Annotated in this window: 25 protein-coding genes and 4 pseudogenes; 21 read left to right on the forward strand and 8 right to left on the reverse strand. The window is 39.0% G+C overall.

Annotation, left to right across the window (positions count from 1 at the left end; translation table 11 throughout):
- The first annotated feature begins 24 nt into the window (after positions 1–24).
- Both VSAL_RS07575 and VSAL_RS07580 read left to right on the forward strand, forming a co-directional pair.
- Entirely contained in the window at positions 25–420 is a 396-nt protein-coding gene (locus VSAL_RS07575) for a hypothetical protein (RefSeq protein ID WP_012550102.1), read from the forward strand.
- A gap of 50 nt (positions 421–470) precedes the next feature.
- A complete protein-coding gene (locus VSAL_RS07580) occupies positions 471–959 on the forward strand; it encodes a hypothetical protein (protein WP_012550103.1) in 489 nt (162 codons plus the stop codon).
- Positions 960–1,030: 71 nt separating this feature from the next.
- On the opposite strand, the pseudogene VSAL_RS22740 reads toward VSAL_RS07580, so the two are convergent.
- Positions 1,031–1,195: pseudogene (locus VSAL_RS22740) on the reverse strand (carbohydrate-binding protein); the annotation flags it as partial.
- An 84-nt stretch (positions 1,196–1,279) separates the two neighbouring features.
- Here VSAL_RS22740 and tnpA point away from each other — a divergent pair.
- The 3 genes from tnpA (at position 1,280) to VSAL_RS07595 (ending at position 3,497) form a co-directional block, all read left to right on the forward strand.
- A complete protein-coding gene (gene tnpA, locus VSAL_RS07585) occupies positions 1,280–1,594 on the forward strand; it encodes an IS66 family insertion sequence element accessory protein TnpA (RefSeq protein ID WP_012548925.1) in 315 nt (104 codons plus the stop codon).
- Positions 1,591–1,938, forward strand: coding sequence for an IS66 family insertion sequence element accessory protein TnpB (gene tnpB / locus VSAL_RS07590; protein ID WP_012548924.1), 348 nt, complete (start codon positions 1,591–1,593; stop codon positions 1,936–1,938). Before tnpA ends, tnpB begins: the two co-directional genes overlap by 4 nt.
- A gap of 71 nt (positions 1,939–2,009) precedes the next feature.
- Complete coding sequence (locus tag VSAL_RS07595; RefSeq protein ID WP_012549088.1) at positions 2,010–3,497, forward strand: IS66-like element ISVsa2 family transposase; 1,488 nt, start codon at positions 2,010–2,012, stop codon at positions 3,495–3,497.
- A gap of 18 nt (positions 3,498–3,515) precedes the next feature.
- On the opposite strand, the pseudogene VSAL_RS07600 reads toward VSAL_RS07595, so the two are convergent.
- Positions 3,516–5,030: pseudogene (locus VSAL_RS07600) on the reverse strand (chitinase); the annotation flags it as partial.
- Between the two features lie 181 nt (positions 5,031–5,211).
- Here VSAL_RS07600 and VSAL_RS07605 point away from each other — a divergent pair.
- From VSAL_RS07605 to VSAL_RS07635, 7 genes are all read left to right on the forward strand, one after another.
- Positions 5,212–5,658 carry a GNAT family N-acetyltransferase gene (locus VSAL_RS07605; protein WP_012550104.1) on the forward strand — a complete coding sequence of 149 codons (447 nt, stop codon included), beginning with the start codon at positions 5,212–5,214 and terminating at the stop codon, positions 5,656–5,658.
- Between the two features lie 40 nt (positions 5,659–5,698).
- Entirely contained in the window at positions 5,699–6,118 is a 420-nt protein-coding gene (locus VSAL_RS07610; protein WP_012550105.1) for a GNAT family N-acetyltransferase, read from the forward strand.
- An 8-nt stretch (positions 6,119–6,126) separates the two neighbouring features.
- Entirely contained in the window at positions 6,127–6,915 is a 789-nt protein-coding gene (locus tag VSAL_RS07615; RefSeq protein ID WP_012550106.1) for an SDR family oxidoreductase, read from the forward strand.
- 23 nt (positions 6,916–6,938) lie between these two features.
- Positions 6,939–7,769 carry a sulfurtransferase gene (locus VSAL_RS07620; protein ID WP_012550107.1) on the forward strand — a complete coding sequence of 277 codons (831 nt, stop codon included), beginning with the start codon at positions 6,939–6,941 and terminating at the stop codon, positions 7,767–7,769.
- Between the two features lie 27 nt (positions 7,770–7,796).
- Entirely contained in the window at positions 7,797–8,015 is a 219-nt protein-coding gene (locus tag VSAL_RS07625) for a DUF6500 family protein (RefSeq protein WP_012550108.1), read from the forward strand.
- A gap of 38 nt (positions 8,016–8,053) precedes the next feature.
- Entirely contained in the window at positions 8,054–8,260 is a 207-nt protein-coding gene (locus tag VSAL_RS23810) for a hypothetical protein (protein ID WP_231850899.1), read from the forward strand.
- A 348-nt stretch (positions 8,261–8,608) separates the two neighbouring features.
- Positions 8,609–9,085: a GNAT family N-acetyltransferase gene (locus VSAL_RS07635; protein WP_012550109.1), complete on the forward strand. Its 477-nt coding sequence runs from the start codon at positions 8,609–8,611 to the stop codon at positions 9,083–9,085.
- A gap of 74 nt (positions 9,086–9,159) precedes the next feature.
- Here VSAL_RS07635 and VSAL_RS22745 read toward each other — a convergent pair.
- The 3 genes from VSAL_RS22745 to VSAL_RS07655 all read right to left on the reverse strand — a co-directional run bounded on the left by VSAL_RS22745 (position 9,160) and on the right by VSAL_RS07655 (position 11,859).
- Positions 9,160–10,166 (reverse strand): IS630-like element ISVsa8 family transposase gene (locus VSAL_RS22745; protein WP_085941784.1). Its coding sequence is split into 2 segments (ribosomal slippage): positions 9,160–9,788 and positions 9,788–10,166, totalling 1,008 coding nucleotides; the frame shifts between segments, so codons are not numbered across the junction.
- A 130-nt stretch (positions 10,167–10,296) separates the two neighbouring features.
- Positions 10,297–10,491 carry a hypothetical protein gene (locus tag VSAL_RS07650; RefSeq protein ID WP_044583234.1) on the reverse strand — a complete coding sequence of 65 codons (195 nt, stop codon included), beginning with the start codon at positions 10,489–10,491 and terminating at the stop codon, positions 10,297–10,299.
- A gap of 693 nt (positions 10,492–11,184) precedes the next feature.
- Entirely contained in the window at positions 11,185–11,859 is a 675-nt protein-coding gene (locus tag VSAL_RS07655; RefSeq protein WP_012550111.1) for a glutathione S-transferase, read from the reverse strand.
- A 182-nt stretch (positions 11,860–12,041) separates the two neighbouring features.
- Here VSAL_RS07655 and VSAL_RS07660 point away from each other — a divergent pair.
- Positions 12,042–12,728: pseudogene (locus VSAL_RS07660) on the forward strand (peptidase U32 family protein); the annotation flags it as partial.
- A gap of 167 nt (positions 12,729–12,895) precedes the next feature.
- On the opposite strand, the gene VSAL_RS07665 reads toward VSAL_RS07660, so the two are convergent.
- Complete coding sequence (locus tag VSAL_RS07665) at positions 12,896–14,089, reverse strand: IS91-like element ISVsa9 family transposase (protein WP_012548955.1); 1,194 nt, start codon at positions 14,087–14,089, stop codon at positions 12,896–12,898.
- Positions 14,090–14,158: 69 nt separating this feature from the next.
- Here VSAL_RS07665 and VSAL_RS07670 point away from each other — a divergent pair.
- From VSAL_RS07670 to VSAL_RS07685, 4 genes and pseudogenes are all read left to right on the forward strand, one after another.
- Positions 14,159–15,733, forward strand: a pseudogene (locus VSAL_RS07670) (U32 family peptidase); the annotation flags it as partial.
- 129 nt (positions 15,734–15,862) lie between these two features.
- Entirely contained in the window at positions 15,863–16,393 is a 531-nt protein-coding gene (locus VSAL_RS07675; protein WP_012550112.1) for a GNAT family N-acetyltransferase, read from the forward strand.
- Positions 16,394–16,457: 64 nt separating this feature from the next.
- A complete protein-coding gene (locus VSAL_RS07680) occupies positions 16,458–16,808 on the forward strand; it encodes a hypothetical protein (protein ID WP_012550113.1) in 351 nt (116 codons plus the stop codon).
- 352 nt (positions 16,809–17,160) lie between these two features.
- Complete coding sequence (locus VSAL_RS07685; RefSeq protein WP_012550114.1) at positions 17,161–20,052, forward strand: alkaline phosphatase family protein; 2,892 nt, start codon at positions 17,161–17,163, stop codon at positions 20,050–20,052.
- Positions 20,053–20,072: 20 nt separating this feature from the next.
- Here the strand turns inward: VSAL_RS07685 and VSAL_RS23815 are convergent, their stop codons facing one another.
- Positions 20,073–20,285 (reverse strand): type 2 periplasmic-binding domain-containing protein, encoded by a 213-nt coding sequence (locus VSAL_RS23815; RefSeq protein ID WP_231850900.1) that lies wholly within the window; start codon positions 20,283–20,285, stop codon positions 20,073–20,075.
- 45 nt (positions 20,286–20,330) lie between these two features.
- A complete protein-coding gene (locus VSAL_RS07690; RefSeq protein ID WP_231850901.1) occupies positions 20,331–20,966 on the reverse strand; it encodes a LysR family transcriptional regulator in 636 nt (211 codons plus the stop codon).
- Positions 20,967–21,114: 148 nt separating this feature from the next.
- On the opposite strand from VSAL_RS07690, the gene VSAL_RS07695 reads away from it, so the two are divergent.
- The 4 genes from VSAL_RS07695 to VSAL_RS07710 all read left to right on the forward strand — a co-directional run bounded on the left by VSAL_RS07695 (position 21,115) and on the right by VSAL_RS07710 (position 24,378).
- Entirely contained in the window at positions 21,115–21,900 is a 786-nt protein-coding gene (locus VSAL_RS07695) for a putative hydro-lyase (protein ID WP_012550115.1), read from the forward strand.
- A 62-nt stretch (positions 21,901–21,962) separates the two neighbouring features.
- A complete protein-coding gene (locus tag VSAL_RS07700; protein ID WP_012550116.1) occupies positions 21,963–22,703 on the forward strand; it encodes a 5-oxoprolinase subunit PxpA in 741 nt (246 codons plus the stop codon).
- Between the two features lie 2 nt (positions 22,704–22,705).
- Positions 22,706–23,425: a 5-oxoprolinase subunit PxpB gene (gene pxpB, locus VSAL_RS07705; protein WP_012550117.1), complete on the forward strand. Its 720-nt coding sequence runs from the start codon at positions 22,706–22,708 to the stop codon at positions 23,423–23,425.
- The gene (locus VSAL_RS07710; protein WP_012550118.1) at positions 23,422–24,378 is read left to right on the forward strand and encodes a 5-oxoprolinase subunit C family protein; all 957 of its coding nucleotides are present in this window, start codon (positions 23,422–23,424) and stop codon (positions 24,376–24,378) included. Before pxpB ends, VSAL_RS07710 begins: the two co-directional genes overlap by 4 nt.
- Positions 24,379–24,395 lie beyond the last annotated feature (17 nt).

The following is a 24,395-nucleotide window of genomic DNA, read 5'->3' on the forward strand; positions in this document are numbered from 1 at the left end:
TTACGTTTTATACCATGGATTTTGATGACGGCACTGATATCGGATAGACAGAAAAACAGTAGGGCAAAGCTATTATTATGCTTTGTTCTTTTAAGTGTATTTATCTGTTTTAGTCAACTTATTGGTGTAACGTCAAGCTGTCAAGAGCACCTTATTGAAGCACAAGCCAGAGTTCACCAACTGGACTCCACTATCGACAATGGCTCTCAAACCATTGCTGAAAAATGCGATTTAGTTGAGCATTTACTGTCATTTGATAACAGCATACACGATCTTCTTTTGTGTGTGTGGCTGCTGCTTGGCATCACATTACTTGTTATTCCTCTTTTATATACCTCTCTCATATTTGTCGAACCAATAGAACGGCAAGTGCAAAAAATTCGACGGCGGCATCTTACATTTTGTGTTTTTCTGGAATAACCACTAAGTAAAAATGAATTAACTACTTTTATTTTACTTAGGAAACTACGATGAAAAAATTAGAAAAAGCGATCGAAGTGATTAAATATCTGCCGTTTTATATGTTATTTGCGCCATTTTGGTTCTCGAATGGTGTGGTAGATAAGTTTTATGGAATTTTGTTTGGAACTAGTCATGGTGACAGTTGGGAAGGTTGGAAAGAATACATCGCAGGAACATGGGCAAAAAAACCATTAACTGACGCGTTATTTGTTCCAATGTTTGATTATCTATTTCCTGTGTTGGTTATTTTACAAATTGTTCCTGTGATTTTGTTGATCGCATCATTTCTAAAACTAGAAATATTGCCAAATAAACCTAAAACATTACTAAAAGCAGGGTTGTTGTCTTCTTTGTTTGTGACTTCGTCTATGGCGGTATCGCAAACATTAGCAGGGGCTTCTGATGTTCAATATCTGTTTCAATTTTGGGCGGTTTCGTTGTTGGCATTTTGGTATGTAGAAACACAAGCTAAATCGATGGATTTAGCGATAGCGTAAGATAAAGCAAAGCCCTTCAGATATATTGAAGGGCTTTTTTATACATCGATTATGTACGAATCAGAGAGCGATTATACTTTCTTCCAAACTCCCCAATCACCAGAGGTTTCAGGGTTATTACCTTGAGTCCACCACTGAGCTTGATATATCACACCGTTAACCGTGACTTGATCGCCTGTGTTGTAAGTGCCAACGGCAGTCCATGTTGAATTTGGATCTGTTGGTTCCGTTGGTGGCATGTAAGCGTGCGGGGAACTACACCTAACAAATAAAATTCATTATGCGTATCTTACGATCTTTCATTTAACGAGAACGTAATTATGCAAAAAGATAAAAAGAGAACACCAGAGCAATGGCACGCTCTATTTGAATCTCAGCAATCTAGCAAGCTTAGTGCCGCTGAATTTTGTCGTAACCATAATATTCTGCCAAAGACATTTAGTGCACGTAAAGCACGATGGAAACAAAAGATTAACGCTTCTACTTTCTTGAAAGTAGAAGCGTTAACATCAACTATCATCGCCACTCCACAATTACCAGATATTCAACTTTCTATCGGAAAATTGCGATTAACATTGCCAGCTAATACTGAACCTCACTGGATAGGACTCTTATTAAAAGGGTATCAATCATGAATGTATTTACTGATGTTTCCACCATTTATCTTCATCGTGATTTTGTCGATTTTCGCAAGGCCATTAATGGCCTTGTCGTGATTGTTGAGCAAGAAATGCAACTATCACCGTTTAGTGATGCTCTATTTATATTTTGCAATAAGCCTCGTGATAAACTCAAAATATTGTATTGGGATAAAACAGGATTCGCTTTATGGTACAAGCGATTAGATGAAGACCGCTTCAAATGGCCACGAAATATAAATAACGATACGTTAGCATTATCAGAGCAGCAACTGACACTGCTATTACAAGGTTTTGATATCTTAGGACATCAACCGGTACATTATCAAACAACCCTTTAAATAGTTGATTCTCAGTCAAGAATAGGAGGCAACCGATTGATTACCTGTATTATCGTTATATAGTCATCTACATGACTGATAAAATAAAACCACTTCCTGATACCATTGACGAGCTGAAAGCACTTGTGCTTCAGCTTGAAAATAAATATAACCGTCTTCTAGAGCAATTTCGGCTGGCTCAACATCAGCGCTTTGGTAAAAGCAGTGAATCTGACTCGACTCAATTTGATTTATTCAATGAAACAGAAGAAGAAATCATCATTGAAAATGATGACACACAAACGATTACCTACACTCGTCAAAAGCCAAAACGCCAACGCTTACCTGAAGACTTACCGCGTACTGTTATTATCCACGACATAAAAGATAAAACTTGTAAGTGTTGCGGTCTAGAGATGCATGCGATGGGTAAAGACATCAGTGAAAAGTTGGAATTTGTACCAGCTAAAGTGGAAGTTATTCAACATGTTCGTCCTAAATATGCTTGCCGAAATTGTGAAAAAAACAATACTTCAGTAGACATTAAACAAGCCCCAATGCCAGCGTCACCAATCCCTAAAGGGATTGCGACCGCAAGTTTACTTGCTCAAATTATTACGGCTAAATTTCAATACAGTCTTCCACTTTATCGTCAAGAAACGTTATTTCAGCAATGGGGTATCATTATTGGACGGCGAACGATGGCGGATTGGTTAATAAAATGCTCGGTACTATTTACCCCTCTTAATAACGAGTTACATCGTATTTTGCTTGAACAACCCACTCTGCATTGTGATGAAACAACGGTAAATGTGTTGGATGTTGAAAAAGCAAAATGTTATATGTGGGTCTACTGCTCTGGCTATGATTCTCCAGGCTCTGGTGTTTTGCCTGGAATTGTACTTTATGATTATCAATCTAGCAGGCATGGCTACCATCCAGTTAACTTTTTAAAAGGTTATAACGGGTATTTACATACCGATGGTTACCAAGGTTATGAACAAACTGAAGCGATGTTAGTTGGCTGTTGGGCACACGCACGTCGACGATTTATTGAGGCTCAACGTGTTCAAGTAAAAGGGAAAACAGGGAGTGCAGATTGGGTATTGAGTAAAATCCAAAAGCTATACCGGATCGAATCGTTATTAAAAGAGGCTTCCCCTGAAGCCAAGTATGTTGCTAGGCAGACAGAAGCCCGCGATTTACTTAAAGAGCTCCGTGATTGGCTTGATAGCGCAGTTAGTCGAGTATCACCTAAAACAAAATTAGGTGAGGCGATTAGCTATACATTAAATCAATGGGATAAATTAGTTCGTTATATTGATGATGGATTGTTATCTATTGATAACAATCGAGCAGAGCGAGCGGTTAAACCGTTTGTTATCGGCCGGAAAAACTGGTTATTTTCGGGTTCAACGGCTGGTGCAGATTCAAGTGCAATGCTTTACAGCATTGTAGAAACAGCAAAGGCAAACGGATTAATCCCTTACGATTATATTCGGTATTGTCTAGATCGTTTATGTGTTGGATCGCCAGATATCGATTCACTTTTACCTTGGAATGTAAAAGACAAGGTGTAGTTCCCCGCACGCTTACGGTGGCATTGGGTTCACTGGTGTTGGATCTATTGGTGCTGGAGGGGTTGGCTCTACCGGTGGTGTTACTGCTGCATTAACTGCTAACCAAACACCTGTCGTACTTGTTGCTGGGTTATCACCCTGATTCCACCATTGTGCTTGATAGGTCACGCCATCTACAACCACTTGATCACCAGTGTTATATACTGCGTTTGTATCCCATGTATTATTTGGATCACCTGGTGTGCCAGGGTCAGTAGGATCTGTTGGTAGCGTTTCTACTACACGCGTAACAGGCCAGTTTGCATGTGACTCATAGAAGTTAGTGACACATTTTTCGTAATCCCCAGGAACGAGCGCTGAATATGCCGTTTGGAAACCAACCAGTTCACACTCAAAAGAAGCGCCTTCTGGACGATCTGGATAGTATTTCCAATTGCCATCCCAGTTAGTATAAAGCACATCTGTTGCGCCATTAAGATTTAAACTGCCGTAAGGCGTTTGTTGCCAGCAGGTATTTGTTTCATCCGCTTCTACAGGGATTTGATAGTGTTTTGCTAATCCCTCCCAATAGCGAATACGGTTAACTGGTTGTCCTTTGTCTTTGTTTTGCTCGCCACATTCGATACCGCCATTAATGACATTAATCGTAGTACCAAAACCATAACCAATACCGGCGTCAGTCTCACGTTGAGAAGGGTTCCAAGTACGGTCAATGACATGCAGCATCGCAGGTTTTGGTGCTTGAGGGGTAAGGAAGAACCAGATAGCAGAAGCCAAGTTTAACCATGAATCAGCAACAACTCCTGGATTATCCAATAACACGGTGGCGTCACCGTCGTACATTACTTCAGAAAATGCACCGTAGTTAAAGTGGTAAGACAGCTGTTTTGCGCCACGGCCAAAATACCCTTGTCCAGCAGCACAAGGCCAACGTTTGTTTTGCCAATCATTTTGACCACAGCCTGTTGTATACCCTTCTTGACCTTCTGACCAACCCATTTCACGAACATGCACTAATGCTTGCTGCCATTCTTCAAGAGCGAGTGGATTGTCCGATATATTATCAACAGCGATGTGTCCGCCTGTTTCTTGAGAGAAATGCGCAAAAGCGGTAACAATGGATTTTTTACAAATGGCATCAGAATCTCGTCCATCGGTATATTCTCCACAAAATGCGGGGAATTTACCAATTGCACGCAAGAAGCGAGTATAAGTGTATTCTGGTGCCGCCATTTGGGTTAAGAAAAACCACTCAGAATCAGGGAATACACGCTCGACACGCTTTACGTTTTCAGGGTTTGTTGCAGAGCCAACGTCGATGAGATCGACGACTGTATTTGGTCTGGTTTCTAATGCTTTAGCCCAAACATCGTACATTGGATCCAGTGTTTTTGCATCTTCAGCGGCTTTGATTTCTGCTTTTGATACAACATATCCGGTAGGATTCAGTGGGTCTGTTTGTGGTGTCATTGTAATACTGTTTGCTGCAAAACTGCAGGCGAGCAGTGTCGGTAAAAGGGCAAGTTTAAACATGATTAACGCTCCTTGCGATATTTAATAAAATGAAACTTGACTGGAATAACTATAGGCGTTTTTATTCTATTGAGTTATCACAACGACTGAATCAGTTTTAACTATGCGAGTGGGCTCAAAGAGTATAGATTATTGGTTAACGTGATTGTTTTTAAATAATATGAAGTAGGAAAAGGAATTAATGACAAGCATCACAGAAGCAAGAAAAGAAGATATAAAACGAATTCATGAGATAGAAACAGAGGCTTTTGGCTCGCATGGATACCCTTCTTTTTTTATTCGACAAGCTTTTGATTGTTGGTCTAATGGGTTACTTGTAGCAAGAAAGAATGACGACGTTGTCGGTTATCTGCTTCAAGTGCCTTCAAGCAGTACCGTCGGAGACGCTTGGGTGTTGTCTTTGGCGGTATCAAAACAAGCACAAGGGGGTGGTTTAGGTAAAAAGCTATTAGAAACGGCGATTAAAAATGCAAAAGGGTATCAACGATTATTATTAACCGTATGCCCTAAGAATCAATCCGCGTACGCTTTATATCAATCGTATGGCTTTTATTTATTGAATGAAGAACAAGATTATTTTGATGAGGGTGAGCATCGTTTTGTACTTGCTATGGATATATCACAATAATTTGGTGTCGTAACAATAGGGTAATTAAGAAGAGATATTCATGGAAATCGATTATAAAGTAAATGAACCAATGAGTGCTGAGCAGTTTATTGAATTATTGAAGAAAACGACTCTTGGTGCTCGAAGACCAATTGATGATGTAGCAAGAATACAAGCGATGTTAGATAACTCTAATTTGATTGTCACCGCGTGGGGCGATGGCGAATTAATTGGCGTTGCTCGTTCTGTCACGGATTTTAATTTTTGTTGTTATCTTTCTGATTTAGCTGTTGATGAAAGTGTGCAATCAATGGGGGTTGGAAAATATCTCATTCTGGTGACGAAGGAAGAGGTATCTCCTGAGTGCAAGTTAATATTACTTTCAGCGCCACAAGCTGAAGGGTATTACCCAAAAATTGGTTTCGAAGCACACAATAGTGCGTGGGTCTTATCTGATGAAAGTCAATTGAAGCTTTATTAAGGATAATCATGACATCAATTAGTATTTTAGGTTGTGGTTGGTTAGGACTGCCATTAGCAAAACAGTTAGTCGAGTGCGGCTTTAGTGTTAAAGGCTCTGTCAGAAGTGAAGAAAAAGCACATAGCTTAAACGAATTCTCTGTGACTCCGTTTATTTTGAATATTGATGATGCAACAACAGATCAACAATGGGATGAGTTTTTGGGATCAGAGATATTGATTATAGCGATACCGTCAAAAAATACAGACGGGTTTATGTCGTTAATCTCAGCATTGGAAAAATCATTCGTTAAGCGGGTAATTTTTGTTAGTTCTACATCGGTATATAAAGACACTAACGATGTGGTTTTTGAATCCGAAGCGGCGCAAGACTCTTCTACTTTATATCAAATTGAAACGCTATTTACTCAATCTGTTTTTTTCGCTACAACCGTAGTTCGATTCAGTGGGTTGGTGGGGTATTCTCGTAATCCAGGTAGATTCTTTCAAAAAAGTGGGCGTTCGGTGAGTAACCCTGATGCGGCAGTGAGCATGATTCATCAAGATGATTGCATTGGTTTGATTGAACAGATCATAAAACAAAACCAATGGGGTCAAACGTTTAATGCTTGTGCAGATACGCATCCGACAAAGCGTGAATTTTATACTGAAATGACGCAGCGCATTGGTGTAGACACCCCAACATTTATTGAATCAGAAAACCAAACTTTTAAACTTATTAGCAATCAGAAGATTAAAGAAGCACTAGGGTATGAATTTATTTACCCTGATGTAATGCAAATTACTTATGACGAATAAAATCATTAATTAAGGAGAATATAATGAACAATCCTTTAGTTACAACAGATTGGTTAGCTGCTCATATCAATGATGAAAACATTGTTATTGTTGATGCGTACATGGCCAATGTGGTCGGTAAAGTGCCTTTGGCTTATGATGTATTTTCGTGTCTACCAAATGCCATAAAATTAGATGTAGAAGCGGATTTTTGCGATCCTACGTCTTCTCAAACTCATGCATTACCGACTGAAAGTCAATTTACTCAAGCAGTGCAAGCTCTGGGTATTAATACTGACAGTACAGTTATTATTTATGATAACCAAGGTATTTATTCATCTCCAAGGGCGTGGTGGACATTTAAAGTGATGGGGTTTGATAATGTGTATGTCCTTGATGGAGGATTACCACAATGGATAGAAGAAGGTCGAGAGATTGCGTTTGAATATTCAATAAATCAAACGATAGGTAATGCGGTTGCGAAACTGCATGATCAACTTGCGTGTGACTCTGCCAGTGTTCTCAATGTCATTAATACTAATGCAGCGATTGTTGATGCACGAGCAGAAATGCGATTTTTAGGCAAAGCGCCAGAGCCTCGTGAAGGTGTTCGTAGTGGACATATTCCTAGCTCGGCAAACCTCCCGTTTTCTATCTTGTTAGATGGTTTTGCTTATCAAAATAAAGAAGCATTGCGTACTATTTTTCAAGAACGAATTCCTACGTTAGAAACTCAATCTTTCTTTAGTTGTGGTTCTGGTATTACTGCGTGTATTTTAATGCTAGCAGCGGTTTCTGTTGGTTATAACGATGTGGTGTTGTATGACGGTTCATGGGCTGATTGGGGAAGCAATCACGCGTTACCTATTGAATAAAATACAGAGTAATTAGAAGGAATAGGAATGCAAGACGGTTTGAGAAATAAAATTATTGCTGTGTGTAATAAGAAAATAGAGCAGAAAGGGGGCAATGTTGGATTGTCTTTTTATGCTTTTTTTGCTAATAAGAATGATGATCCCGAATTATTAATGGAAGCGGCAACGTGGTGGATATCAACGCATAAACTGGATCATTTTGAAAAAGCCATCAAAATTAAAACGATGGTTGAAAATAAAGAATAAAAGGAAAGATTTACGTATAATCGAACAGAGAGAATGAAATGAACATCGAAATACGTGAAGGCACAATAGATGATGTGATCATTGTGGATCGACAAATTCCAGAGTTCGATGCTCGGAATAATAAAGCAAAGATCATTCAACGATTGAATGGTCTTGAATCTCTTATTCTTATTGCCTTTGATCATCATGAGCCAGTGGCTTATAAAATGGGATATCAATTGTCGAGTGTCGAATTTTACAGTTAGTTAGGTGGTGTCATTCCTCGCTATCGGAAGATAGGGATTGCGACTCAACTTCGATGCACACAAGAATCATGGGTGAAAGCTCTGGGTTATCACAAAGTCAGTGTGAAATCGATGAACCGTTATCCGGCTATGCTGCAATTATTAATTTCGAGTGGATATCATATTTCGGGTTATGAGGATGAAGGTTCAACACAAGACAGTAAAATTAAATTTGAAAAGAGTATTACTAAATAACTATTCGCCTGTATTCTCAAAGAATCGCCATGTTATGGTCTACAATTGAAGTATATTTAAATTAAACAGTAGTTGGTGGTTTCTTTAAACAATCAGATAAGATGAGGACATTCAATGGATAGAATTATTTTTCAAAAAGTCACTGCTTGTGAGTATCCTTCTTTGTTCTCTATTTATAAGAAATACCTCTATTCTGCGATTGAAGATACTTTTGGTTGGGATGAGGGTTTCCAAACTCAGCACTTTGCTGATTCGTATCGAAAAGAATGGTTTGAATGGATCATGTTTAATGGAGAGAGACTTGGGTTTATTTGTGTTAAACAAGAACAAACCAGTGTGCATTTTCATCTGTTACTTATTTTTGAAAAATATCAAAATAAAGGGGTAGGATCTGCGGTGATGAAATATTACCAACGATACTACAGTGACAGGGTCATAAAAGTCAGCTTGTCTGCGTTTAAATGCAATCAAAAGGTGATCGATTTTTATTCAGCTCTTGGCTACCAGATCACTGGTGAGAATGAACACTTTTTCGATATGGAGCGTTCGCTTTGTTTTAATGGGTATTTAGGAACGGACAGTTATATATAGTACTGGTTATTTCATTTGGGTTGTAACGTATTTTTCACCTATATAATGTAAGGTTTATTTATTATTGTAAGTAGTCACGCAAAAGTTATTGTGAATTTTTCGCCGTAATAATTTAATATGTTTTTGATGTTAATACTGAGGTCTTCAAACGTTTTGAACGCTTCACATGGTAACCATTCATATTTTACTTTCTTCCACAATATCTCAATGATATTGAGCTCTGGAGAGTACGGTGGTAGATAACAAACTAATACATCATTCATCAACCACTCATGCAATTTTTGTTTAAATTTTGCTGACCTATGAAAAGAGGCATTATCTAAGATAATAAAGCATGGCTTATCGTTTTTTCGTGCGTTGATAAAGTGCTCAAATGCATCAATTACTGTATCGGTAGTTACTCTTCCTTCCGTTGTTTGAAAACTCAATTTACCTTGTCTACTTAAGAAGCCAAGAACATTGAGCCGTTTGCTGTGTGAATGAGCAGGCCTTAGCGATTGAACACCGATAGGTCCCCAACAATAAGGAAGATTAGATTTCTGACTAAAGCCTGACTCATCAAAATAAAAGAGTTCACATTTATTCGTACGTTCCATTTCAATCAATGAATTCAATATATTACTGAAATTATTGAATTTCATATCGTCACGCTTTAACTTTAATGAGTGTCGGGCTCTTTTGTAACTGTAATCACTTTTTTTATATTTCGTTTAATAGTGTCTAAGCTGGATTTTTTACCTGTTTCTTCTTCAAGTATTGCTTGTGCTCGTTTAAGTTGATGTGGCTCTTCATCAACCAATGACTTCAAACGATATACTTCTGCTTCTGTGTAAATAGGTTTTCTACCTATACGAACAGCGTCATACAATCCGAGCATTCCACAGGCTTCCCAATGGTCTATCCATGACGATATGGTCTCAAATTTAGCGTCTAAAATATCAGTTAACGCTAAAATAGAGTAGCCTTTATCACTGAGAATAATCGCATGTGCTCGTATTCTTACTCTATTTTTTGGATGATTAGCGATCGCTTCTTTTAGGGTTATTTTTTCATTGTCTGTTAAAGGATTAACTGCTTTCATTATGATATAGACACTGACGTTAAAATACTCATTTTAATACCATATGGATATATGGTAAAGGCGAAATCTTCATTCTCGAAAACTTATCATTAACTACTTAGTCACAGATATAGTAAGTAATACTTCATGGTTATTTTCCTTTTTCATGAATAGGAGTGCCCTCTAATAGAGAATACACTTTTTTTACTTTGATATTTGATTCGTTATGTTTCGATAATATATCGCTCCAAACAGCCAAGCTAAATAAAGAGATATGACCGTGTGTTTTTAAAGCGTGCTTGAAGGCATCAATGCTCACTTTTCTGTGATCCCATTTCATTGTCATTATTTTTCCTCTATACTTCTGATTATTAAATAATGTTAAGTGCAACTATCTAATTATAACCTTAGTGAATAAGTAATTATTAAAGACAATAATGTGTATGTTGTTCTTAATTAATGCCGTTAATACTTAAATTCGTCTTCTAACCTGTGACTCGTTTTATGGGGTTGGTTCATGATGATTAGTATTAAAATCAGACTATTATCTGTTTCTTCACACAGGGAAACAACTCACGGGGTCCAAGTTTCATTGATGTATTATAATGTCACCATAACCCTCATTGTTATGACTTTAAAATGCAGTTAATGTAAATAACATTGTAATAACGATAACTGTCTTTCTCATAGAATTCAATTTTTATAACCAGAGTTAATTTGATTTTTAGCTGAAAATTAGTATTAAGTTCTCTTATTGAAATTAGTTATTAATTATATTTATAGACACTGTTAAGCTATGCTTTTTATTTAGGTTAATTAAATGCTATTTTTAATTTATTTAATACCTGATATTATTTACAGCTAGTTTTTACTTAATGTTAGCGCTAGGCTTATATTGGGGTTGTTATATTTTTTAAGTGTTTTTTAATGTGTTATAAAAAAGGCACCGTCGTTATTGCCTACAGTATTGGCAGTTTAGCGAGTTTTTGGGTTTATGAACGCACCTTTGGTTTTTTATGGTAAAGCGGAATGTAGGTTATTAACGTTGTTTTTTACGAGAGTGGACATCACCAAATAAAATGGAGTCATCATTATTTTTCCATTTTGGGTAGGTCATCATTACTTTAGAAAATAGGGGGTCATTATAATGGTTTACTAACCACGCACGTAAATAAGGCAAGGGCGCTTGTGCATACCATTTTTTATCTACTCGTGAAAATTGGCGAATAAATGGCAAAATAGAGTAATCAACTAAACTTGGTTTTTCTCCCATAATGTAAGCATGTTGAGATAAACGCTGTTCAATTTCCATTAACCATCCGCAACACATATCACGGCATGCTGTTTCATTATCATCATGATAACGAGAAGCGGCTCGGTACTTCTGTAAGGCATTCACAAATTCAGTGTCACTGCGGTTAATTAACTCAAGCATCACAGGCAATAGAGCTTTATCGTGTGAATACAGTAGATTATTAGGATCTGATTGGTTGAGCGCCCATATCATCACATCAATGCTTTCATCAATGACAGAGCCATTTTCTAGCAGCAATACTGGCACTGTCCCCTTCGGTGAAATAGACAGCATTTCTTCGGGTTTATTATTCATATCGACGTCACGAAGCAAGACAATTTGATGTGCGTGTATTATCCCAAGGCGAGCACGCATAGCGTAAGGACATTGTCGTAATGAGTAAAGAATGGGTGATGTCATGGTTAAATGCCTAAAATAGAAAGCCTTATGGGTATATTATCGAATAGAACGAAGATATTCACGAATAAAAAGTCATGATCTAGATCAATAAAAGCCTAAGTGAGTGGTAATGAAAGCGTGGGGCGAGTAGAATGCCCCCTCAAAAAAATTATTACATAAAAACCGAAGCGAGCAATTTCATAATGAGTAGAAAACTTGAATTATTGGCACCTGGTGGTGATGTTGAAGCGATTAAAGCGGCCATCGTTGCAGGAGCAAATGCTGTTTACTGTGGTCTAGATATGTTCAACGCCCGTAACCGAGCATCCAATCTTTCATTTGATGAACTAAATGGCGTGTTACGACTTGCTCATGAATACGGTTGTGAAGTATTCCTGACATTAAACGTTGTTATTCTTGAACATGAAATTAAATCATTAGCGAAGCTACTTAATCAATTAGTGAACACAACTATTGATGGCATCATCGTTCAAGATTTGGGTGTGTTTAACTTAGTTAAAAAATACTTCCCAACATTAGATGTTCACGCTTCTACTCAGTTAACGACGCACAATGAAGGTCAAATTCACTTCCTTTCAAAAGTCGGTGCATCACGTGTTAACTTATCCCGCGAACTGAATATCGACGAAATCAAAGAAATGACAGCCGTTGCCCATGAACACGATATCCTAACGGAAGTGTTTGTGCATGGTTCGTTGTGTATTGCTTTCTCTGGTCAATGTTATTCAAGCTCAGTGAGTGTGGGTAACTCGGGTAACCGTGGTCGTTGTAGTCAAGCGTGTCGTGATGAATATGAAATTACCGCAGCGGGTAACAAATTCCCATTAAACCTAAAAGATAACTCAGCGTACTTCGATTTACCGGAACTTGAAGGTAAGGAATTTGAATGTTGCTGAGTTAGCATTGGCCCGTCTAAAAAAGCCAATTTCACCATCGCTGTTTTTTTAAAAGGTATCGAAAATATAATTATCGGGGATTTTATAACTGTTTTAGCCCTATTTCATGAGTTTTAGATACACTTATCCTACAAACCTTATTATGCTGCCCTCAATTCTGACTGAACTATCGCATGGGTGACTAAATCATTGACCGAATTTCCGACTCGGAAATTCGTAAACACCAGACGACTTTCACATAAAATACATTCGTACGGATCTACTTTTACATATCCTTTTAACATTGCGGCATACCCTGGCATTTTCGGCTCAGCTTCTATTGTCATACCTAAAGCTGCATAAACTCTAGGCAGAGCTTCTCCACGACGACGCATTGATAAAAAACCGTAGTATCGGATCATCTTGAAATGTTTATCAGGATAGTGCTCTACTATCCGTCTTATCATCTCTTCTGGTGATAATGTTAGGCTGTCTGTTGTTCCTGTTCGATGGTCTAAATAATTAAACGTTATCATTCCGCCTTTGGCGTAATGACTTAAACGTGACGCTGAAATTGGGGGCCGTTTTAAATACCGACCAAGATAGTTCATCGTCGGTTTTACATTATTTGTCTTTTTAGCAAAATGAAGCTTCCAACGACGATTATATTGACTGCTTAAAAAGCGTGACCAATCCGTTTTATTACGGATATAGGGGCATTCTTCGCTTGATAAATCAAGCTCATAATAAGCCTTACCCAATAAACTGACGATAGCCGCTCTCCAACAAGGCTCTGTCGTTTTCATTTGGAAGTAAATGGGTTTCCATAAACCGGTACGTTCACAAATTCCCCCACGAGTGACCGATAAATGTAAGTGCGTATTCCAATTCAGTTTTCGACCGTAAGTATGAAGAGCACAAAAGATACCGACATCTATTCCTTTATCTTTTGCCCATCCCAGCAGAATGTTTGCAGCACATTTGAATAATTTATTTAACAGCCAACGGTTATGACGAAAGATAGGCCATAGCGTGTTTGGAAGGGTAAAGGTGATGTGTTGATATTCGCATTCAGGGAAGACATGTTGTTGCTTTTGTATCCATCGCTCTGTGGCTTTCATGCCACAGCTACTGCACGCTCGAGATTTACAGGTTTGGTGAATATATTTGATATGGGTACAGTCAGGGTTGCAACAATGATATTCGCGAGAGCCAAAAGCCGCTGTCCCACAGGACAGCATCTTTGTGACATTTTCAATCACGACCGCTCTTAGGTTAGCTTTGTTATTATGAAGAAATTTAAGCCAGTTATTTTGACTATTAAATAATTGTTTCAGGGGTTTATATGCGTGCATGGCGATAGGATAAACGATTTATTGGCAACAATGGAAGAGGTTGAGTCCTTTTGATTTGCGCCGTAGGCGCCTATTGTTCTAGACGCGAAAGTGGATTCACTGAAAATTGAAGGTCGTATTAAAGGCGCTCACTACGTCTATACTGTGGTGGAAAACTGGCGTAAAAATATTAATACGTTTATTGAAACGGGTGAGCTATATGAAGATGACTCGAATCTACATAAAGTCTTCAACCGTGGTTTAACCAACAAATTCTTAAAAGGGAATTTGACCAAAGACATGTTTATCGATAATCCTCGTGATAACAGCGTAAATTACGCGGTTGATCAGAGTAACGCGATTGATGTTGTTCAAATCCAAGAAGTGAAACAAGAGCTTTACACTGATAAAAATGCAATCGGTGCCACTCTTGAAGAAAAAGTGAAGTCTCTAAGTATCGACAAAATTGCGATTACGATTGCGTTTAAAGCGGTATTAGGTGAGCCACTAACGGTGATCATTACACCAAGTAAAGACGATCAAGAAACGTTTGAAGTGAAATCTACATCACTACTGAGCGAAGCCGGTCAAAAATCGATCACTTCAAAAGAGCTAGAGAAGCGCTTTAAAGGTGTGATTACGCCAGATTACCTTCTTGAAGGTTACGATTTCTCAGAGCTTGGAGACAACTTAGCCGTTCCATTCAGAGAGCTTTCTGAGCTTAAAGAGAAAGTCGCTTTCTTATTGAATGGTTCTAAAGAAGTGATTAAACACACAGATGTTGCGGCATTAGTACAGCAACCAAAAGTCGAAGAGAAACCGACACTATCGATGCTGATTTCTGATGTTGCTGATTTGAACATATGTGATGTGACTGACGCTGACATTTACTTCAAATTACCAGAAAGCTTTAAAAAGCGTGATAAAACATACATTAATATCTTCTTAGAAAACCCTCGTTTAATCCCATGGTTCCCTGCGGTTCTGATTGGTAAAGATTACGACGAAGCCGTGAAAGTATTAGAAGAAGCAAAACCAACTCGTATCGTAACGAATAATACGGGTATAGCATATAAAGCGTTTGAAATGGGGATAGCGTGGATCGCAGGTCCACTACTAAACACAACAAACTCACATGCGTTAATTACGATGAAAGAAGCGTTGAATTGTGCTGGTGCCTTTATCTCAAATGAGATCAATAAAGGTCAAATTAAGCACATTCGTCGTCCTGAAAACTTCAAGTTGGTATACAGTATTTATCATCCGATTTTGATGATGACAAGCCGTCAATGTTTCTTCCAACAAACCGTAGGTTGTAACAAACCATCGATTGAAGCAGGTTGTATGTTGAAGTGTGAAAAAGCCACTACGATTACAAACGTGAAAGGCATTTCATTTGCAGTCGATAAGCAAAAAGGCGGCTACCCAAGTATTTACAACCACGAGCAATTCTTAAACATGGATATCGTGACCGATTTATCGGATCTGTTTGATGAGTTCTTCATTGATTTAACGAACATTGGTGGTGGCTCTAAAGAACAAGCCAATAAAGTCGAATTAGTGAAACACTTTGAGAAGTTATTGAATGGCGATACGAGTGTGCAAGAAGAGTTGTTTACAATGGTTCCAATCAACACTAACGATCAATATCAACAAGGTTTGTAAGATTTACGCTTTGTAGATTGAAAGATAAAGATAAAGATAAAGATAAAAATAAAAAGCCGCGAGCCTATCTCGCGGCTTTTTTTGTCTATAATCAGGTAAAGCAAGTCATAAAAATAAGAGGGATTGGCTATGGCGGTATTACATCTACTTACGATAGACGATACATCAGCATTGCTGGCGTTTGAATTGGCGAATAAAGAATGGTTTGAATCTTTTATTGAAGCGAGAGATGACGATTTTTTTGATGACGAAGGCATAAAAGCACACATTGTTTGTTGTCTTTCTGAATACGAGAAAGGGAAAACATACCCAATGCTACTTAAAGATGATCTTGGTGTTATTTGTGGTCGAGCCAATCTTTACAATATTAATAAAGAAAAGGAATCGGCGTCTATTGGGTATCGAATTGGTGAAGATTTTGTTTCAAAAGGACTTGCAACCTGCGCGACCAAAATATTGATTGATATTGCTAAAGACACATTGGGGTTATCATCACTGACAGCGAGCGCATCGACTGACAATTTTGCATCGCAACAGGTATTAAAGAAAAATGGCTTTAAACAAGTTGGATTTAAGCCTGAATTTACCATTGTGGATGGTGAGATTATAGATTGTTATGAATATCGCTGTGTAATTAAGCAGTTGTCTGTAGCGATATAAAGTGAATATAGAAGTAGGCTGAGGCTTACTATATAATTCCTTTTTTTTGAAAGGAGTTCCTATAATGGAAATGATCATAGTCTCTTCTGAAAGACAAAAACGTTTAATCATGATATTTGCTCGTATGAAAGCAAAAATGTCAGATAAAGCACTCTTGAAAAATTTAGATGCATACGACATTAACTCAACGGCTTATGCTGCTTTTAAAAAAGCATCAGATCTTCATATTGAGCGTATTCATTTACCGTTTGGTGATGACAGAACAGGCTCACTAGATGGTGGCGATTTCCTATTCCGTTATCTTTCTAAAGGTTATATTTGCCTTGGTGATTTCGAAGGCCAACCAAAACCAGATTTAGCACCATGGGGTGTTCGTTCAGTTCGCCGTCAACCTAAGATCGGTTTCGGACTGTAATAGATTTAAACTATCGATTGTATAATAGTTATAGCTGCATCGTAATACCCGTGAGCTAATCAGAATTAAATTGCAATGGGAGTATTCTATAAAATTCATACTTATGAGTTTTGTAGAGGACTTCCATGAATCATTTCAATGCAAGTATCATTACACTCCCTTTGTTATTCTAACCCCCTCATTACATTCAAATGTGTAACTACCCATATTTTAGAATTCCACCCATGAAACAAATTGTTCAACACTATATAATGCAGTCTAAATAAGTCGTTGATGGTTCTTATGTACCAAAACCAATGCCAGTAATTATCAGCTCAATGACTTATCCAAATTGCTATAAAAGGAAGTTAAAGTGAAAAACAGATCGTTTTCGTCAATATTTATTCTCAGTGTGCTATCTCTTTCAATGTTGAGTGCCAACAGTTCGGCCAATGTCAGTGCTATTCCTGTGATTGGTGGCGTAGTTAACTCAGCAGAAATACTAAAAAATCAGATAAACGCTTCGGTCATTTATACAACGAAAACGGTGCGTGATGCCGCTATTTTTACCATTGCTGGCATCACATTAGACGCTTACATTTTATCGCTACCATTGGAGAGTGATGTTAAGAAAAGCATCATTGCAAAGCTTTCAAATCCCTCATACGCGATCCCTTTAGGGCATTTTCTTTATACCTTTGTGGATAAATACGGAGATATGGATAATGAAGATGCTTTTAAAGCCTATTTGAAAACACAATATGATGAAGAAACACTCACCGGATTTAGTCATTCTTTATTTACTTTAAATGAGGAAGACAAAGAAAAGGAACCAGAGTTGGCGGATAGCCATCATCAAGGATTAACTATTGATCGTAAATTCATTGCGAACATGGTGATTGTTTATGATGAATTGGTACAGATTGGTGAGTGGAAGGATCTTGACGTACTGCCTGAGCGTTATACGTACCTGTCTGATACCCCTGAAGATAAAAAGATCATCGATAAAATTCAACCCATCATTATTGCGAGTATGACAAAAGCCGTCACGGGTATGAACGAAGGGGAGATGCGTGCTACGTTAGAGCAAATTATAGAAGATGGTCAGCCAGAGCATAAAGGCTCTGTAAATAATAAAGCGGAAGCATTAACGATTACTCTGATTGATTTTGTTCGTCTTAATGTATTGAAATCGTACCGCCAGTTTATCTATCAAGAACAACGACAAGAAGTATTGAATGAGTGGTTACAAGCGCGTTTTAAAGATAATCCAGATACGCTCATCGCTTATTTAGACTCTCGTCAGCAGCGTCGACTAGCAGTGCAAGTTACGGTTGATGGATTGCAACAAGGGCTACTTGAAGGTCTTGTTTCTCCGCTGAAAAAGCCATTCATCAAACAGATCTATCAAGATCACCTTAACCATGAAAGCTACAAACCTCAGAATGAAATCACCACGCAGCCAGAACATGAGCAACAACTGTCATTCTTAAAAAGATTGACCGAGAAAGAGTATAAAGACCCATCGTACTTGCCATTTTTTACTGAGCTGTATAAAAACTACGATAACAGCATTGTCGATGTGGGCATTTCATCAACACCGACTATCAGTGTTCGCAATTTACCGATAATAAAAACCGGCGCAAAAGTGTCAGGTAAAGGCGGGACTGGGATACCAAATTTTCACTTTGTCGATAGAAAAGAAGATCGTGCCTATTATTTCTTTGGCAACGATGCGTTGCAACTTGACCGCTTGATGGAAGCGAACAAGGTTCAAACTATGTTTGATCGCTTGGATTATTTGGTGACTTTAAACTGTAATGCGCAATATGATTGGAATGCACATACCACCTATGATGGCTTGGTGAATTTAGGGGCAGGTGAGAGCTTACGAGATTTTGGTGAAAAGCGTTGTCTGCGAGAGTTGACACAACGTGCAGAAATAGAGAAAACAGTGTCGACCATGAGAGCCGATCTTATTGAAGACATTCGTGTTTATGACGGTATCTTTGCCTTGGATATTTACAGCAAGTTAACTCAAAAATGGAAGATCCAACAAAACCTAGAATCCCTCTCGAAACTTGAACAAAAAGGGATGCCAGATTACACACTAATTTATAATCCATGGCCGGATCACTTTGCTCATTTCACTGGCCCGTTTAGTGATGAAATATTGATGCCGACCGGGGAGTTAAACCGATTAGATTATTGGTTAACGCAATTTACCAACACATATAAAGACGCTGGCGTATACGATAGAACCTTATGGGGAATGGCAGGAGATCACGGTTTAGCGCCTGTTTACTATTCATTGAATCCGGAAAAACAGGTATTTGAACCTCTTGAAAAAGAACTTGGCTATCCATTAGTGATAAAGAAAATCTCATCCGACGAAGGTGAAGGGCCTAAAATTACCAACGCGTTGAATTATGAAAGCAATAAAGAAGTCGATGTGGTGGTCGCTTCTACTGCGGGTGGTAATTTTATGATGGATTTCTTTAATTCTGCCCAAGGTTGGAAAGTGCAACCAACGTACGCTGAGCTAACAACGTGGACGCCTGTTAATGCGCTAAAAGGTAAGTCTATCAACGTGATTAATGAGGTTGCTTCACGTTTAGAAGAATCGTTAGATTATCTCGTTGTTAGAGAAAAAAACTGCACGTTAGATGAATGTACAGTTCGAATTATCGGTTTTAAAGACGATGTTAGAGTTGATGAATTAATCACTAAAAAAGGGGACCGATTACTGTATCAGCCTGTTATTGGATCATCCCAGTTACTTGAACTCGATGTTCTGAATCCTTATAAATCGCAGCCAAATAAAGCTGAATTAGCATCATATCAAGAGTTATATCAACGATGTATGGTGTCTGCAAAGGCTGATAAGCCCACTGCGTGGTGCACTAAAGCGCAATGGCGAGCGCTGACTGCTTTTTCTGCAAGACCCGATTCAGTCAATCAATTGGCTACATTGTATGAAGAAGACAGAGCAGGGACGATAAACTTGTTTCCTAAATTTGGTGTTGGTTTTAATACCAAAGTACCGGGCAGACATGCTGGCGAACACTATTTAGAAAAAGATGCTTTTTTAGGATTCTGGGGAACCCCTGTAGGCCCTAATGTTACGGCATTAACGAGTGAGGCGAATGGGTCATTGGCGCCAACATTGTATGAATATCTTACTCAAGAAACCGTTATCGAGAATAACAACGGCTGGGGTTATCCTTCTTTACTCGATGATCTGGATATACAACCGAGCAAATAGACAGAAGGTCGATTCCTCGATTAACTGAAGGCTTTATATTGTTCTTCGGCCTCGAAGGTAAGTTTCGCGGCTTCAATGGTCATTAAGTTAATTGGTGTGTCGAGATAAGCGACAGAAAATTGCAATGGATTTGGTGTCCAATCGGCGTCAATTACCTTCAATGTTTTGTTATTGAGGGCATAGGTAATCACCTCTTTAGGTAGCATTGCAATGCCGACGCCACTTTCTGCCAAACGAATGCTAGCAGACAATGAGCTAGCGGAATAGAACCGTGTGGGTTAATTGTTATGCTTTGTAAAGTAACGCTCAACCTCTTGGTACGGGGTAGTATTTCGTGCATACGTAATGATTGGCCAGCGAGAAAAGTGAGTGACGGTTTGTAATGATGATCTTGGTATCGTCGGGCTCGCGACCCAATGCAGCGAATAATCACAAATGTATTGGCTAATCACATTGGGTTCGACGACTTCCCCTAATAAAATCGCAATATCAATATTACGAGCTAACAGCTCTTTTCTAAGGTTAATGGTCGCATCTACGATGAGCTCAACCTCTAAGTGTGGCAGACTCTGATGGATCAAAGAAAGGTAATGAGGCAACCACGTATGAACGATAGTCTCTGATACCCCAACGCGCAATATCCCCGAAATAGCCTCTGAATTATTCGCCAATGCCTGAAATTGATCGGCATTAGTTAACAGTTTTTCAGCAAAGGGAAGTAACTCTCGTCCTTTTGCGGTTAACGATATCGAACCTGTATCACGAAAAAATAGGGGTACACCTAACGTCTCTTCAAGATTAGCAATGCGCGTTGAGATGGCGGGTTGTGTCGTGCATAAATGCTTTGCAGCCTTTCTAAAGCTGCCTAAATGCGCTATCCACACAAAGGTTTCAAGTTGTTTTAGATTGAGCATTCTATGCCTCTCTTTAATTAATTTTGTTACTAGGTGATAAAAAATATTTATCAAGAATAGCAGAAAAATACGAATAGACATTATTAAAATAAGCAGTAATGTAACTCCTGATTAACGATAACATTACAATCATCAAAGGGAGAACATGATGGATAAGGATTTATCACTCGATAATTTACGTAAAAAAATCAGAAGTAATGAGTTCACAAAAGCGACTTCAGGCTATGCTCCGGGTTATTTACAAGCCAATCTCGTTATTTTACCGGCTCTTTGGGCGACTGATTTCTTACTTTTTTGTCAGAAAAATCCTGTGGCATGCCCATTGATCGACGTCACTCAACCAGGAGAGAGATACCTTCCTTCCATTGGTGCTGATATTGATTTGTCGAGGGACGTTCCCGAATATCATGTGTTCTATGAGGGTAATTTTGAAGCCTCAGTGCCCGATCTTACCGAACTGTGGCAAGACGATTTAGTGACGTTTGTTCTTGGTTGTTCTTTCTCGTTTGAAGAAGCCCTAATCCAATCAGGTTTGTCTATTCGAAATATTGATGATGGAAAAAATGTCTCCATGTATGACACAAACATAGCTTGCCAACCCGCAGGGAAGTTTGACGGAAACTTTGTGGTTTCTATGCGCCCATTTACACCAAAGGATGCAATTCGTGCGATTCAAATAACGACTCGATTCCCTAAATCCCATGGCGCACCAGTGCATTTTGGTGATCCTAGCGTGATTGGCATTTCAGACATCGCTAAACCAAATTATGGAGAGGCGGTTCATATCAATTCAGATGAAATTCCTGTGTTTTGGGCATGTGGTGTCACACCGCAAAATGTGATCCGCCAAAGTCGTCCTCCTTTCTGTATTACCCATGCTCCAGGAAAAATGTTGATCACCGACCGCTTAAGTTCTGAGTTTGCCGTGCTCTAGTTATTCAGGGTTGCCATCACTGTGCTGTTACCAAACAACGAGCCAATAATTAAGGAAATGGAATGAAGATTAATTGTGATATGGGTGAAAGTTTTGGATTATGGGCGTTAGGTGAAGATGCCGCCGTTATGCCAGCGTTAGATATGGCGAATATTGCGTGTGGTATGCATGCTTCGGATCCAAGCGTAATGATGAAAACCGTTGCGCTAGCAAAAGACAATGGCGTGATGGTTGGTGCTCATCCCGGCTACAACGATCTACAAGGCTTTGGCCGACGTGATATTGCAATGAACGCTACAGATTTAGCTGCGTTATTTATCTATCAATTGGGTGCATTGCAGGGGATATGTCAAAGTCAAAATACAAGATTAAGTTACGTGAAACCTCATGGTGCGTTATACAACGCGATGATGAAAGACGATGCGATTCTTGAAACCTTATTGGGTGCATTACAGCGTTACGATGTCACTTTACCTTTCGTGGTAATGGCGGTGCCTGACCACGCTCGCTATCAAACGTTGGCCGATAAATTTGGCATTACATTATGGTTTGAGGCGTTTGTTGACCGAGCTTATGACGAAGAAGGTCGACTCGTGCCACGCAGTGTACCTAATTCAAGTCACTATACCGATGAAGCGATTCAACACCAAGCCGATCAATTGATTGATCAAGGTTGTGTCACCACTCTTTCCGGAAAAACAATCGCGATTCACGCAGATACCTTATGTATTCATGGTGAGGGCCCTTTTGCGGTATCGACAGCGACGTATTTACGTAAAAAGTTGCAGAAAAAGGCGGAGTAATCATGAAAATATCAGCCGTTAATGAGTCCACTGTTTTAGTTGTATTTTCCGATACGGTTAGTCCTGAAACTGCCGATATTATTGCTCAATCCGTTGCTATGATTAATCAAGAATCGGATTTGTTCGTGATTGATATGGTGCCATCGTACACATCGATTTTAATTACTTATGATTTAACGCGCATAGAGTTACGCTCATTTATGTCTCGTTTACATCACTGTCTTCACCAAGATAACAACAGTGGGCAATTACCGTTGTCTTCTGTTGTGATTGAATTACCTGTGTATTATGGACCAGAAGTGTCCCTTGATGCCGAAGACATCAGTCGTCATACCGGTTTATCGTTTGATGAGGTCGTGTCTATTCATTCCTCTCAAGAGTACCGCGTGTATGCAATTGGTTTTGCTCCGGGCTTTGCTTATTTAGGCAATACTGACTCTCGCATTCATATTCCTCGTAAAAGTACGCCACGGTTGAGTGTACCAGCAGGCAGCTTGGCCATCGCTGAACAACAAACGGCGATTTACCCAAAATCTTCACCGGGAGGATGGCAGGTGATTGGGAGAACTCCTATTAATTTGATTGATTTTAATCGAGACAATCTTACGGTATTTGAGATGGGGGCAAAAGTGACTTTCAGACCAATTTCACGGGAAGAATATTTAACGATGGGAGGGGAGCTTCCAGAGGCATTGTTAGTGAAAGAGGGAAGCAAAGTATGACACTACGAATTCACAGCACAGGGCCATTGGCGCTACTTCAAGACAAGGGTCGATATGGTCACCAATCGGTAGGGGTGACTCCCGGCGGACCAATGGATGAGCATGCGTTTGATTGGGCTAATAAATTAGTAGATAACGATTCAAATGCGACTCAAATTGAAATCACGTTAGGTCAATTTAGCTGTACGTTTTATGCAGCCACCACAATCGCACTGACCGGTGCGGATATGGGAGCGAAACTCAATGGTGATGCGATCAGTCCTTGGCAAAGTTACGCGATAAATTCAGGTGATAAACTTGAAATGAGCATCGCAAAGTCGGGGCTACGTGCTTATTTAGCGGTAAGTGGTGGGTTTAAAGTTGAAACGATTTTAGGCAGTTCCGCCACGGTAAGTCGTGATGGATTAGGTGGCGATGATGGTAAAGGCAGTGCATTAATCCCAAATCGTTTAATTCGTTATTCGGTTGATGTTTCGCAATTATCTGCGTCTTTTTCTGAGCCGAGATTGCGTAAGCAAGTGCCGAGTCGATTTATTCCGACGTACGATCGCCATATTAATATCGGAGTGATCCCGAGCTATCAATATAACGATTTTTCGATTGCCGATCGTCAGCGATTTTTTTCGTCAATTTATACCGTTTCGACCAACATTGATCGCATGGGGTATCGCTTATCTGGTGAACCTATTCATTGTAAGCGTAATAATTTAATTTCTGAAGGCATAGCACTTGGATCAATTCAAATCCCGAGTGATGGCCAACCTATTGTGCTAATGCGTGATCGTCAAACCATCGGGGGATACCCAAAAATAGGGTGCGTAGTGCATGCGGATATTAATCGTTTAGCGCAATGCTTACCGGGTTCAACCGTTCAGTTTTATGAGAAAGAACTCTACAGCGCAGAAGCTGAATTGATGATACAACGTCAATTCTTTACGTCTTATTGCTCTTAAATGAAGTTGCTATGTAA

This window comes from Aliivibrio salmonicida LFI1238, from assembly GCF_000196495.1.
Taxonomy (GTDB): domain Bacteria; phylum Pseudomonadota; class Gammaproteobacteria; order Enterobacterales; family Vibrionaceae; genus Aliivibrio; species Aliivibrio salmonicida.

Bases quoted from the DNA above. Each gene is read 5' to 3' on its own strand.
- VSAL_RS07575 (WP_012550102.1), top strand. From the start codon at position 25: ATGACGGCACTGATATCGGATAGACAGAAAAACAGTAGGGCAAAGCTA.
- VSAL_RS07580 (WP_012550103.1), top strand. From the start codon at position 471: ATGAAAAAATTAGAAAAAGCGATCGAAGTGATTAAATATCTGCCGTTT.
- tnpA (WP_012548925.1), top strand. From the start codon at position 1,280: ATGCAAAAAGATAAAAAGAGAACACCAGAGCAATGGCACGCTCTATTT.
- tnpB (WP_012548924.1), top strand. From the start codon at position 1,591: ATGAATGTATTTACTGATGTTTCCACCATTTATCTTCATCGTGATTTT.
- VSAL_RS07595 (WP_012549088.1), top strand. From the start codon at position 2,010: ATGACTGATAAAATAAAACCACTTCCTGATACCATTGACGAGCTGAAA.
- VSAL_RS07605 (WP_012550104.1), top strand. From the start codon at position 5,212: ATGACAAGCATCACAGAAGCAAGAAAAGAAGATATAAAACGAATTCAT.
- VSAL_RS07610 (WP_012550105.1), top strand. From the start codon at position 5,699: ATGGAAATCGATTATAAAGTAAATGAACCAATGAGTGCTGAGCAGTTT.
- VSAL_RS07615 (WP_012550106.1), top strand. From the start codon at position 6,127: ATGACATCAATTAGTATTTTAGGTTGTGGTTGGTTAGGACTGCCATTA.
- VSAL_RS07620 (WP_012550107.1), top strand. From the start codon at position 6,939: ATGAACAATCCTTTAGTTACAACAGATTGGTTAGCTGCTCATATCAAT.
- VSAL_RS07625 (WP_012550108.1), top strand. From the start codon at position 7,797: ATGCAAGACGGTTTGAGAAATAAAATTATTGCTGTGTGTAATAAGAAA.
- VSAL_RS23810 (WP_231850899.1), top strand. From the start codon at position 8,054: ATGAACATCGAAATACGTGAAGGCACAATAGATGATGTGATCATTGTG.
- VSAL_RS07635 (WP_012550109.1), top strand. From the start codon at position 8,609: ATGGATAGAATTATTTTTCAAAAAGTCACTGCTTGTGAGTATCCTTCT.
- VSAL_RS07650 (WP_044583234.1), bottom strand. From the start codon at position 10,491: ATGACAATGAAATGGGATCACAGAAAAGTGAGCATTGATGCCTTCAAG.
- VSAL_RS07655 (WP_012550111.1), bottom strand. From the start codon at position 11,859: ATGACATCACCCATTCTTTACTCATTACGACAATGTCCTTACGCTATG.
- VSAL_RS07665 (WP_012548955.1), bottom strand. From the start codon at position 14,089: ATGCACGCATATAAACCCCTGAAACAATTATTTAATAGTCAAAATAAC.
- VSAL_RS07675 (WP_012550112.1), top strand. From the start codon at position 15,863: ATGGCGGTATTACATCTACTTACGATAGACGATACATCAGCATTGCTG.
- VSAL_RS07680 (WP_012550113.1), top strand. From the start codon at position 16,458: ATGGAAATGATCATAGTCTCTTCTGAAAGACAAAAACGTTTAATCATG.
- VSAL_RS07690 (WP_231850901.1), bottom strand. From the start codon at position 20,966: ATGCTCAATCTAAAACAACTTGAAACCTTTGTGTGGATAGCGCATTTA.
- VSAL_RS07695 (WP_012550115.1), top strand. From the start codon at position 21,115: ATGGATAAGGATTTATCACTCGATAATTTACGTAAAAAAATCAGAAGT.
- VSAL_RS07700 (WP_012550116.1), top strand. From the start codon at position 21,963: ATGAAGATTAATTGTGATATGGGTGAAAGTTTTGGATTATGGGCGTTA.
- pxpB (WP_012550117.1), top strand. From the start codon at position 22,706: ATGAAAATATCAGCCGTTAATGAGTCCACTGTTTTAGTTGTATTTTCC.
- VSAL_RS07710 (WP_012550118.1), top strand. From the start codon at position 23,422: ATGACACTACGAATTCACAGCACAGGGCCATTGGCGCTACTTCAAGAC.